Raw genomic sequence first — 12631 nt, forward strand, 5'->3', positions numbered from 1 at the left:
TATATCTACGCTTTGCGCCAACGGTTGCGGCGTCCAATTTGTACTTTGTTCTGCTTAACCTGCATAGGTTCTTTGCGCTCAACCACTTTTGGCTTAGGCAACATCTGCTGCTCCGCCGCCAAAAATCGCCCTTGAATGCCGTGAACACCAAGTTCAAGCATGGTTCTGTGCTCTTGTTTATTATCGACACCTACGGCGATAACCTGAGTTTTTAGTCCCGCACATGCCCCGAGTAAACTGCGAACAAACAACTGGTTTTCATGACGTTGGTCGATTTTCTTGATTAAACTTCGGTGTAGCTTCAGGTAGCTAACAGGGAACTCTTTTAGGTAGTGAGTACTCACAATAGAACGCCCAGCTTGACCAACAACAACGCTACTGCCTAAACCTGTAATCATTTTTGCAACCGGGCGAATATAATCTAAATGTTTAACCAAACGAGCTTCAGCAAATTCAAAAGATAGCCTAGCTCTTTGCTCGCTAGTCAGTTGCAGCAGCTCATCACGAAACCATTTAAAGAAACTCCGTTCGGCAAAAGGTATCACATGCAGGTTAATAGAGTAACTGTTTGAATCATTTGAATGTCTTATATGGCGAATTATTGTTTTCACCACAGCTTTATCTAGTGTTGCTTCATAGCCGATGGACTCAACCGCTGAGTTAAACCGAGAGGCCTTTATGACCCCTTTTTCAGGATCATTAATGCGCGCAAACAGTTCAAAATGTTCGACGGAGGGCTCATTCCGTTTATCTAACAAGTAACAAGGTTGGGAAAAGATATAGAGTTGATCTGGTTGTAGCGCAACATCCAATAGCGTGCGCCAACGAACACTGCCGCGCTCCTCATCCTGATTAACGTGTTTTTGAAAACGGCTCCATGTGTTGATTCTTTGCAGCTGAGCACTCTTCAATGCAGTCTCAGCTTCATCAAGAACCCGACCTTGGCTTTCGCCTTCGCGGTACATACTGACACCAATATGCACCCAATTGTCACTTTCTAATGGCGAAGGAGGCGCTAACTTAGCAAGTTGCTTAAGACATTGGGCAGCCACATTGGAGACTTCTTTACTCGAAAGATTTGGCGCAAAGATTGCGAAATCAGAGCTGTAATAACGCGACAAAATCACATCCGGGTAACGCTGTATCACATTACTCAACCCTTCACCGACACTGATGAGAAAATCATTGGCGACCTGTTTATCGTGCTCTTCTTCAATTTGCTCCCAATCATCTACTCTTAGGATCAATATCCCACCGCGAGAACCGTGTTCAGATAGTGCCGCTTCTAACTTGCTATCAAACAACACTCGGTTTGCCGCCCCGGTTAGCTGATCAAGAAACGTCTGGCTACGAATAAAGGTATCGAAACGGCTGCGCTCCTGGCGAGCATCTTGCAACTCTTCAATAAGTCGGTCTAGTGCCTGACTTGCGGTAAACGGCCACTCTTTTTCATCGCCAACCGAATGATCTTCTACTCTTCCAGCGAGAATCATCCTCCCGCGCTCTTCAAGTAGCTCGGACCCATGTAACTGCTCTTTTAGCCATTTGAGCCCTCTCACCAAGCAAAATACGATAAACGCAACCGCTAGGGTGATAGACCACAGAGCTTGGATTGAATAGCCATAACCGATATAAGGCGGTACCGCTTTGAAATGTATCCGATAACCTTGATTGCGCTCCAACGTATACTCAGCTTCGTAGAGTAATGCGGCGTCAACTTTTGACGACGTATCTTTAAAACGGTAAATCACACCAAACTCAGACAGCAGCTCCATCTCAACGATATTGGACGCTTGAAGCATTTTAGGCATCCATCTTTGCAGCGAGTAGGCGGCATCAGGGTCTTCCATCTCTTTATCCAGCACTTCCACAATGCCTTTGAGAGATTGATCTAGATATTCTTGACCAAGACGTTTAAACGATAAGGTGCCACCTAAGAAAAGGATAAACATTGCACTAATAACGATCATGGTTACAAAAGCAACCAGTCGAGTACTGAGCTTTAAGGTAGGGGTATACCTCATGAATCGAGAATTCCTTTTCTAAACAGACAATCGGTTTATTTATATTGAAGAGGCTAACAATCAACTTGGTAACAAATAGAAGCTGATGACGACAATAGCCTTAGCCCTCTATTTACTATATAAAAAAGCCGCGACTTGCGCGGCTTTTTTTCAATAACAGACACTTAGAATGGGATGTCGTCATCAAAATCCATTGGCGGCTCATTGTACTGAGGCTGAGCTTGTTGTGGTTGTGACTGCGGCTGTTGAGCAGGTTGATGCTGCATTGCAGGCTGCTGAGGTTGTCCCCATCCACCTTGCTGAGGTTGCTGCTGTTGGCCCATACCTTGACCTGGAGCACCACCTTGAGCACGGCCACCAAGCATTTGCATTACGCCGTTAAAGCCTTGAACGACAACTTCTGTTGTGTAGCGGTCTTGACCACTTTGATCTTGCCACTTACGAGTTTGAAGTTGGCCTTCAACGTAAACTTGAGAGCCCTTACGTAGATATTCACCAGCAACTTCAGCTAACTTGCCGAATAGTGCCACACGGTGCCATTCCGTTTTTTCACGCTGTTCACCAGTAGCTTTATCACGCCACGATTCAGACGTTGCGATAGTAATATTGGCTACAGCACCGCCACTTGGCATGTAACGTACTTCTGGGTCAGAACCCAGATTACCGACTAAAATAACTTTGTTAACTCCACGGCTAGCCATGTTTCGCTCCGTCTAACTTTGGTATTGATTAAGAAATAGCGCAATAGGATAACACGCTTTGCGCTCGGTACAAATCTCTGTCGCTACAATGTCTAGAATCGGGATCTTGCTATAACCTGCGCGGTGTAATTTTAGAGAAAACTCAAAACTTATCGAGATTGAGAAATCAGTTAATTACCGAATCACATGAAATAAAACGCAAAGCCTGCACCTCAATTCGCACATAGTTCCCCTTTAAGTCACTCTAAATAAAAACATAATCAATGTCAGTAACGAGGGACTTATGGCTAAAAACATCTATGCGCGAACTATTTACTTTCTCACAGAAAACAAGTCTGTAAATCCAATCATTGAACGCTTAGAGAGACGAATGGAGATCGCCATTCCGACAATGGCACCCAACGATTTGTTACTCGCCCTACAGCAGTATAAACATCGAATCTTAATCATTGATTATCAAGAATATACCCAACTGAAAAACGTGATTAGTGAACTCCCTTTGGCAGACAAGTCATTTGAAACCATCATTTTTAATGTCTCTCATCGCTTGACCACAGACGAACTATTGGCATTTGGTCATTTGAAAGCGGTCTTCTACCAAGATATAGACATAGAGCAGCTCGTCAAAGGGTATGAAGGGGTTATCAATGGTGAAACCTGGTTGCCAAGAAAAGTCACGGCACAATTACTGTTCCACTATCGTAATGTTGTTGACACCCATACCACGCCCGCAACCGTCGACTTAACTACTAGAGAAATGCAGATACTGCGTTGTTTAATGTCCGGGGCTTCCAATACCCAAATCGCCGACGATATGTTTATCAGTGAGTTCACCGTTAAATCTCATTTGCAGAAGGTTTTTAAGAAATTAAGCGTCAAAAATCGTGTTCAGGCTGCCGCTTGGGCCAAACAACATATGCGGCCAATGTCTTAATTCTAAAACCAAGTTATATTTGGTTGTTTTTCTAGATACTCGTTCATCAACAATTCACCTACCTTGTGGTATTGTTGCGCCAATTAAAGAATAAGTATCTATAGCAAAGGGTGAACCATGATTAAAAAATGCCTGTTTCCGGCAGCGGGTTACGGCACGCGTTTCCTACCAGCGACCAAATCAATGCCAAAAGAGATGATGCCGGTAGTCAACAAGCCGCTTATTGAATATGGTGTTGAGGAAGCAATCCAAGCAGGCATGAATGGGATGTGTATTGTGACCGGCCGTGGCAAGCACTCAATCATGGATCACTTCGACAAGAACTATGAGCTTGAGCACCAGATCAGTGGCACCAACAAAGAAGAACTGTTGGTCGATATTCGCGATATTATCGAAAGTGCTAACTTCACCTACATTCGTCAGCGCGAGATGAAAGGCTTAGGCCATGCAATTTTGACCGGCAAAGAGCTAGTCGGCGATGAGCCTTTTGCTGTCGTACTTGCAGACGACTTGTGTGTCAACGAACAAGAAGGTGTTTTGGCGCAAATGGTGGCACTGTTCAAGCAGTTCCGTTGTTCCATTGTCGCAGTGCAAGAAGTACCACAAGATGAGACCCATAAATACGGCGTCATCTCAGGTGAAATGATCAAAGACGACATCTTCCGTGTCGATGACATGGTTGAAAAACCAGAGCCTGGTACAGCACCAAGTAACTTAGCCATCATTGGCCGCTATATTCTTACTCCAGATATTTTTGAACTGATCGAAAACACTGAACCGGGTAAAGGTGGTGAGATTCAAATTACAGATGCGTTGCTTAAACAAGCCAAAGCAGGCTGCGTATTAGCATACAAGTTCAAAGGTAAACGCTTTGACTGTGGTAGCGTCGAAGGTTATATCGAAGCGACGAACTACTGTTTTGAAAACATGTATTTAAAAGACGCACATAAATCTGAGTTAGGTAAACAAAAGACAACCAAAGAAAGCGCTTAGTTCACTTAGATGTAGTCATCACTTATCAAGGCAGCCTAATCGCTGCCTTTTCTTTTACTGTTTTTTTATCCAGTATTTCTTTGCACAATTCTCACACTATGTAATACTTAGCCAACTTGTTGTTACCTAGAGTGTTGAGAATGGATCAGATAGAAGTCCGCGGTGCCCGCACCCATAACCTGAAAAATATTAACGTAACCATACCTCGTGATAAGTTGATCGTGATTACAGGTCTATCTGGTTCAGGTAAGTCATCACTCGCTTTTGATACCTTGTATGCTGAAGGACAACGTCGCTACGTCGAATCATTATCCGCTTACGCTCGCCAATTCCTCTCTTTAATGGAAAAACCTGATGTTGACCATATTGAAGGCCTGTCTCCAGCGATCTCAATCGAGCAGAAATCAACCTCGCATAACCCACGCTCAACCGTCGGTACCATTACTGAAGTCTACGATTATCTAAGACTACTCTATGCTCGTGTTGGTGAGCCACGCTGCCCTGACCACAAGGTTCCACTAGCTGCACAAACCGTATCTCAGATGGTGGATAAAGTACTTGAGCTGCCAGAAGGTGCCAAGATGATGCTACTGGCTCCCATCGTTAAGGAGCGTAAAGGTGAGCACGTCAAAACCCTAGAAAATCTTGCAGCTCAAGGTTTCATTCGTGCGCGAATTGATGGTGAAACCTGTGATCTTTCCGATCCACCGACGCTAGAACTGCATAAAAAGCACACCATTGAAGTGGTTGTCGACCGCTTTAAGGTGCGCGGTGATCTTCAACAGCGTCTTGCTGAATCGTTTGAGACCGCACTGGAGCTATCTGGCGGTATTGCTGTTGCTGCTGCTATGGACGGTGACGGAGAGGAAATCGTTTTCTCTGCAAACTTCGCTTGCCCACACTGTGGCTATAGCATGCAAGAACTAGAGCCTCGCCTATTTTCTTTCAATAACCCCGCTGGTGCTTGTCACACTTGTGATGGACTTGGCGTTCAGCAGTACTTTGACCCTGCGCGAGTGATCGTCGACGATTCATTGAGCCTAGCAGAAGGGGCAATCCGAGGCTGGGATCAGAAAAACTATTACTACTTTCAGATGCTCTCTTCTCTGGCCGAGCATTATAATTTCGATCTGAAAGCACCATTTAATTCACTACCAAAGAAAATCCGTGATGTCATTCTGACTGGCTCTGGACGTACTGAAGTTGAGTTTAAATACATCAATGACCGTGGTGATATTCGGGTTAAACGCCACCCATTTGAAGGGATATTAAATACCCTCGAACGCCGCTATCGTGATACTGAATCCAATGCTGTGCGTGAAGATTTAGCCAAATATATCTCGACCAAAACCTGTTCTAGCTGTGATGGCAGTCGCCTTCGTCTAGAAGCGCGCAATGTGTTTATTGGTAATACAACACTGCCCGAAATTGTTGAACTAAGCATTGCTGACGCATTAGGCTTCTTTGCTTCTTTGCAACTTGAAGGACAACGCGCTCAGATCGCCGAAAAAGTAATGAAGGAGATCAATGATCGCCTGCAGTTCCTGGTTAACGTCGGTTTGAACTACCTTAACCTCTCTCGCAGTGCAGAGACTTTGTCCGGTGGTGAAGCTCAACGTATTCGTCTTGCGAGCCAGATAGGTGCAGGGCTGGTTGGTGTGATGTACGTTCTCGATGAGCCTTCAATCGGCCTACATCAGCGAGATAACGAACGCCTACTTAAAACTCTGACTCACCTACGTGACCTAGGCAATACAGTGTTAGTAGTTGAGCATGATGAAGATGCCATTCGCATCGCTGATCATGTGATTGATATTGGCCCTGGTGCTGGCGTCCACGGTGGCAACGTGGTTGCAGAAGGGACAATGGATGAGATTATTACCAACCCGAATTCAGTAACCGGACAGTACCTCAGCGGCAAAAAAGAAATCTCTATCCCAAGCAATCGTACGCCTAAAGATAGCAAGAAGGTGGTCGAGCTGGTTGGCGCTTCAGGCAACAACTTAAAAGATGTCACCTTAGAGATTCCTGTTGGTTTATTTAGCTGTATTACCGGTGTGTCTGGTTCAGGTAAATCAACCCTTATCAACGACACTTTCTTTAAGATTGCCCATACCCAGCTAAACGGAGCAACGACAGCTATGCCGGCGCCATACAAGAAGATCAAAGGGCTAGAGCATTTTGATAAAGTGATCGATATCGACCAGAGCCCAATTGGTCGTACACCTCGTTCAAACCCGGCTACCTACACAGGTATTTTTACGCCAATTCGTGAATTATTTGCTGGAACTCAAGAGTCTCGCTCTCGTGGCTATAAGCCGGGTCGCTTTAGTTTCAATGTACGCGGTGGTCGTTGTGAGGCATGCCAAGGCGATGGCGTGATTAAAGTCGAAATGCACTTCCTGCCAGACGTTTATGTGCCATGTGATGTGTGTAAGGGCAAGCGTTACAATCGCGAAACCTTAGAGGTACGCTACAAAGGCAAGACAATCGATGAAGTACTGGAAATGACAGTCGAAGATGCACGCGAGTTCTTTGACCCAGTACCCGTGATTGCTCGCAAGTTACAAACCTTGATGGATGTGGGCTTATCCTACATTCGCTTAGGCCAAGCCGCGACGACCCTATCCGGTGGTGAAGCGCAGCGTGTCAAGTTAGCTCGTGAACTGTCTAAACGAGACACAGGTAAAACCCTATACATTTTGGATGAGCCAACTACTGGCTTACACTTCCACGATATTCAGCAATTACTCACGGTACTGCATCGTCTACGTGACCATGGTAATACGGTAGTGGTGATTGAACACAACCTAGATGTGATCAAAACCGCGGACTGGATTGTGGACTTAGGACCAGAAGGTGGCCAAGGAGGCGGTGAAATTATCGCTCAAGGCACGCCGGAAGATGTGTCACTCATCGAAGGCTCTCATACTGCCCGATTCCTCAAGCCTATGTTAAAATAGCAATTAATAGTAAAATTTACAGACCAGTGAGTATTTCGCTGGTCTGTTTGTTTGAGGTATCAAGATTTATGGCGACCACACATGTAGCAGGGACAGAGCTTGAATTAAAGGCGCCAAAGATCCCTTTAACCAGACCTTTCTTAGTCACCATCGGGATACTCTTCCTGTTAGCGATGCACTTTTTTATGCCCAATCCGGGGGGAGCTGGTCTTGCATTAGCCTTTAACCCCACGACTTGGTTTGTGGTGAGTTTCTCTATTGCGATCGGTTTATATCAGCTCGGTAGCTACGGCAGCTTAAGATACAACAAGCTCACAATAGGTTTGTTTATATGCTGCATTATGCTCACCTTACCCGCGATCTATTCAGGTTCGAATCTTGAGTTATCGCTAGGGAAACTTACTGGACTTTGGGCTGGTTATATTCTGTTTGTTGTCTTGCAGCAATTTCGCTTCAGCAACAAACAAAAGCAGCGTCTACTCTGGTTTATCACCATAGCAGTCTTTATCGAAGCTATTTTCGGTTGGGTACAGTATTTGGTCTTAGAGCCCAGTAACATATTCGGCTACAACACCGAATCAAACCGACCTTACGGCATCTTTCAGCAACCCAATGTAATGGCAAGTTTTCTCGCGACTGGATTAGCGCTATCTGGCTACTTGCTCACCCGTCATCCGACTAAGTACCAACGTAAAGTCAGTGAAGTCGCATTGCTGTATCTAATGCCCGTTGCGACTGTCCCACTGCTGGTTGTATTGGCTTCGCGCACGGGTTGGTTGGCCGCAGTTCTTTCTGTTGCCCTTTTGATTCCGTATGTATTTAGATTTGCAACCAAAAAGCGCTTTGTCGGTTGGATAGTGGCAATAATTGTGGGAACTGGGCTAGGCTTTTCAACCCCATTAATGACTGGGCAAGATGACTCTTTAGTGGAACAGAAGAGCAATCTAGAAAGCCCGAGAAGGTATACCTTTCCTCAGGCACTCGACATGCTGATCGAAAAGCCGTTTACAGGCTATGGTTATGGTCGATTTGAGCCAGAGTACATGGTGTACACAGCGAGACAACATCAGTTAAATCAGAGTTATAAGCCTGGTTTAGCGGCAATGGACCATCCACATAACGAATTGCTCTACTGGGGAGTGGAAGGTGGCTTACTACCACTACTCGCCATCATACTCGCAGCGCTATTTGTTCTTGCTAGGCTTTATCAAGCGAAGAAAGGTACACGCTTGGCAATGTTTGCCCTGTTTGTACCCATCGTACTGCACAGTCAGCTTGAGTATCCGTTTTATCACTCAGCGATTCACTGGATAACCTTTGTCATTCTGCTCTACTGGGTTGATCAAAGAGCGAGCAGTTATCGTCAAGCACCATTTAGTGTCATCTCCAAAACGGCACTACGAGTGTTCAGCTTAGTCATACCAATAGTGACAAGCTTCTATATGCTGACCACTTTGCATACCAATTATGTACTTACCCAGTTTGAGCGCTCACAGCCTAAAGATCCTGACATACTTAACCAAGTAACTAACCCTGTGGTTTGGAAAGACAGATACGATTGGGATATCTATAGCACCTATCTCAACATTGGCTTATACAAGCAAGATCCCCAGTTTATCCAGCCATACATAGATTGGTCACTGAAGATTATTAAAGATAAGCCTCGACCTGCTTTCTATAACAATCTGATCTTGGCCTATCAAGGATTGGGAGACAGTGTTAGAGCGGAGCAAATTCGCAGCGAAGCGCAGTTCCTATTCCCTGAGCAGGATTTCTCTGAGGTGCAGTACATCCCACCGAATATCGATGCTTTAAAGGCGGACAGTGAAAAAGAGACTAACTAGAGTCTACAGATATAATTAAGGCGACCACCTGGTCGCCTTATTAATTGATATGTTATGGAGACTGCTATTGCGTTAATGCCTCTTCGAGCGCTCTAAGACATAATGCGACATTCTCCGCGCGAGCACCGTAACCCATCAAGCCAATACGCCACGCTTTACCAGCTAACGCGCCTAAGCCCGCGCCAATTTCTAGGTTGTAAGTCTCTAGTAGGTGAGTTCTCACTTTAGCTTCATCAATGCCTTGCGGAACATAAATGGCGTTGAGCTGAGGTAAGCGAGAGTCCTGTTCAACAACGAACTCAAATCCTAGTTTCTCCAAGCCTTGTTTAAGTTTCTCATGCATATCTCTATGTCTCTGCCATGCGTTTTCAAGCCCTTCATTTTTTAGAATCAACAGAGACTCATGCAGAGCATATAAACTGTTGACCGGCGCAGTGTGGTGATAACTACGTTTTCCTTCACCGCTCCAATAGCCAAGCACTAAACTCTGATCTAGGAACCAACTTTGCACTGGTGTAGTTCGTGCTTGAATTTTCTCAATCGCAGCAGGAGAAAAGGTCACCGGAGAAAGACCCGGAACACAAGAAAGACACTTCTGACTGCCTGAATAAACCGCATCTAGTTGCCATTCATCGACCTTAAGCGGTACTCCACCTAACGAGGTCACAGCATCTACAATGGTCAGCAAGCCATATTGCTTCGCCAACTTACCCAAAGCCTCTGCATCACTGCATGCACCCGACGACGTTTCAGCGTGAACAAAAGCTAGGATTTTCGCATCAGGGTTGTCTTTTAACGCTTGCTCGACTTTATCGATAGAGACTGGCGCGCCCCACTCATCATCGACAACTGCGGCAATGCCGCCTGCACGTACAACATTTTCACGCATACGCTCGCCAAACACGCCATTGCGACAAACAATCACCTTTTCACCCGGCTCAATCAAGTTAACGAAACAAGTCTCCATCCCTGCACTACCCGGGGCAGAAACGGCAATCGTAAACTCATTGTCGGTTTGGAATGCGTACTTGAGCAGCGATTTAAGCTCATCCATCATGCCCACAAATAATGGGTCTAAATGACCAACTGTCGGGCGACTCAAAGCTTGTAACACTTGAGGAGATATATCTGAAGGCCCTGGCCCCATAAGAATACGGTGAGGGGGGATAAAACTTTGAATCGTCATTGGCAGCTCCTTTTTAATTATCACTATAGTTTTTGTATTATCTTTTACTTCCTTAAACCCACCTTAATTCAATTCTTTGTTGGCAGCAATTAGCCCAAAGTATTGAGGTCAAACCAGTGTCACAAGTTTGTTAATTATAAAAAGGCATAAAGTTACAAATTCTCATTGACATAGTTCACAGAAAAACGTTCAATGCGGATATGTGGCGAATATTTATGCCACATAGCAAATTATTTTGCAGAAGAGGAGCACTGCCCAGGTAGACGTGTTGTGGAGCCACAAATCCGATACAGCACATTGAGGGGGAGCAGTGCCGAGGTAGATCCGAAATGTCGGTTTGGATCTGTCGGTTGCTAGGGTTGAATCCCTACAACTGTCATCAGCCCAGTCTGATGATGAGCTTCTGAGGAAAGTCATACATATAAAAGACCCCCTCTCTTTCGCTCAACTCTCTTCATCAAAGCAAAACACTGGATGTTGGTATAGCTACCAAAAGTTTTTATTTTAGGAAGTCGTGGGAGAAATGCTGTGAGCAGTTTTAATGTAGCTAAATTTGGTGGAACAAGCGTTGCTAACTTTGAGGCAATGAGCCGTTGTGCTGCAATTATTGAAAGCAATCCAAATACAAAACTCGTTGTGAGTAGCGCTTGCTCAGGTGTCACTAATCTTCTGGTCGAGCTCGCAAATGGCGTACAAGACCAAGTTCGTCGCAGTGAGATTCTGACTAAACTGGCGCAAATTCATGATGCGGTACTCGAACAGCTTGAAGATGGAACCCAAGCTGCAAGCGATGTCTACGAGATTCTCGACACAGTGACTAGCCTTGCAGAAGCGGCATCGATCCAAGCAAGCCACAAACTGACAGACCACCTAGTCGCGTGTGGTGAACTGATGTCGACCCACCTACTTACTCAATTGATGAAAGAGCGCGGTATCAGCGCAGTACGTTTTGATATTCGTGACATTCTGCGCACCGACAGCAATTTCGGTAAAGCAGAGCCACAACTAGACCAGATCAGCGAGCTTGCTCAGCAGTCGCTAGTGCCGTTATGCCAAGATGCAGTAGTGATTACTCAAGGCTTTATCGGTTCTGACGCCGAAGGCAACACCACTACTTTAGGTCGTGGTGGTAGTGATTACAGTGCAGCCCTAATCGCCGAAGCCGTTGAAGCTTCTGGACTTGAGATTTGGACAGACGTTCCTGGTATTTACACCACAGATCCACGCATTGCGCCCAAAGCATCTCCAATTCCTGAAATTAGTTTTAGTGAAGCGTCAGAAATGGCTAATTTTGGCGCTAAAATTCTCCACCCATCGACGCTTCTTCCTGCACTACGCCACGATATTCCTGTGTTTGTCGGCTCATCGAAAGAGCCGCAGAAGGGCGGTACTTGGATTCGCCATCAGGTAGAAAGCTCACCGCTATTCCGTGCCCTAGCTCTGCGTTGTAACCAAACCATGGTAACACTGCGCAGCGCTAACATGTTCCATGCCTACGGCTTCCTCGCAAAAGTGTTTGAGATCCTTGCTAAACACAAAATCTCGGTAGACTTGATTACCACTTCAGAGATCAGTGTGTCGCTCACTCTAGACCAAACAGACACTGCTGGCGGCGCACCGCAACTTCCAGAAGCCGCACGAATTGAGCTCGAAGAGTTATGTACTGTCGAGGTAGAACACAACCTATGTTTAGTGGCTCTGATTGGTAACAATATGAGTGAGAGTAAAGGCTATGCCAAACAAGTTTTCAGCACTTTAGAAGATTTCAACCTGCGTATGATTTGCTACGGCGCGAGCCCACACAATCTGTGTTTCTTAGTTGATGAGTCTGTTTCAAAACAAGCGATTCAGAAACTGCATACAGAGTTGTTTGAGGAATAAAAGGGATTCGGGATTCGGGATTCGGGATTCGGGATTCGACGGATATTTTAAAGGGTTGGCATTTTTGCCAACCCTTTCGTTTTGGAGAGCTGGAGAGCTGGAGAG

Annotated in this window: 8 protein-coding genes and 1 riboswitch; of the genes, 5 read left to right on the forward strand and 3 right to left on the reverse strand. The window is 45.5% G+C overall.

The features are described 5' to 3' along the window. Positions 1 to 5: 5 nt before the first annotated feature. Together csrD and LYZ37_RS13125 are read right to left on the reverse strand one after the other, a co-directional pair. Positions 6 to 2024, reverse strand: coding sequence for an RNase E specificity factor CsrD (gene csrD, locus LYZ37_RS13120; protein ID WP_272785777.1), 2019 nt, complete (start codon positions 2022 to 2024; stop codon positions 6 to 8). A gap of 164 nt (positions 2025 to 2188) precedes the next feature. Then, complete coding sequence (locus tag LYZ37_RS13125; RefSeq protein WP_069667424.1) at positions 2189 to 2725, reverse strand: single-stranded DNA-binding protein; 537 nt, start codon at positions 2723 to 2725, stop codon at positions 2189 to 2191. A 283-nt stretch (positions 2726 to 3008) separates the two neighbouring features. Here LYZ37_RS13125 and LYZ37_RS13130 point away from each other — a divergent pair, with 283 nt between their 5' ends. The 4 genes from LYZ37_RS13130 (at position 3009) to LYZ37_RS13145 (ending at position 9459) form a co-directional block, all read left to right on the forward strand. Then, the gene (locus tag LYZ37_RS13130) at positions 3009 to 3659 is read left to right on the forward strand and encodes a LuxR C-terminal-related transcriptional regulator (protein WP_272785778.1); all 651 of its coding nucleotides are present in this window, start codon (positions 3009 to 3011) and stop codon (positions 3657 to 3659) included. 117 nt (positions 3660 to 3776) lie between these two features. After that, positions 3777 to 4652, forward strand: coding sequence for a UTP--glucose-1-phosphate uridylyltransferase GalU (gene galU / locus LYZ37_RS13135; RefSeq protein ID WP_272785779.1), 876 nt, complete (start codon positions 3777 to 3779; stop codon positions 4650 to 4652). Positions 4653 to 4792: 140 nt separating this feature from the next. Then, entirely contained in the window at positions 4793 to 7615 is a 2823-nt protein-coding gene (gene uvrA / locus LYZ37_RS13140; protein WP_272785780.1) for an excinuclease ABC subunit UvrA, read from the forward strand. A gap of 68 nt (positions 7616 to 7683) precedes the next feature. Beyond that, positions 7684 to 9459, forward strand: a complete 1776-nt coding sequence (locus tag LYZ37_RS13145) for a PglL family O-oligosaccharyltransferase (RefSeq protein ID WP_272785781.1) — start codon at positions 7684 to 7686, stop codon at positions 9457 to 9459. 64 nt (positions 9460 to 9523) lie between these two features. Here LYZ37_RS13145 and LYZ37_RS13150 read toward each other — a convergent pair whose 3' ends face one another. Then, positions 9524 to 10645 carry a pyridoxal-phosphate-dependent aminotransferase family protein gene (locus LYZ37_RS13150; protein WP_272785782.1) on the reverse strand — a complete coding sequence of 374 codons (1122 nt, stop codon included), beginning with the start codon at positions 10643 to 10645 and terminating at the stop codon, positions 9524 to 9526. A 233-nt stretch (positions 10646 to 10878) separates the two neighbouring features. Then, positions 10879 to 11056: riboswitch (Lysine riboswitch) on the forward strand. Between the two features lie 117 nt (positions 11057 to 11173). Here LYZ37_RS13150 and lysC point away from each other — a divergent pair. Beyond that, entirely contained in the window at positions 11174 to 12526 is a 1353-nt protein-coding gene (lysC, locus tag LYZ37_RS13155) for a lysine-sensitive aspartokinase 3 (protein ID WP_272785783.1), read from the forward strand. The last annotated feature ends 105 nt before the right edge of the window (positions 12527 to 12631 follow it).

Origin of the sequence: Vibrio tubiashii (genome assembly GCF_028551255.1) — a bacterium.
Taxonomy (GTDB): domain Bacteria; phylum Pseudomonadota; class Gammaproteobacteria; order Enterobacterales; family Vibrionaceae; genus Vibrio; species Vibrio tubiashii_B.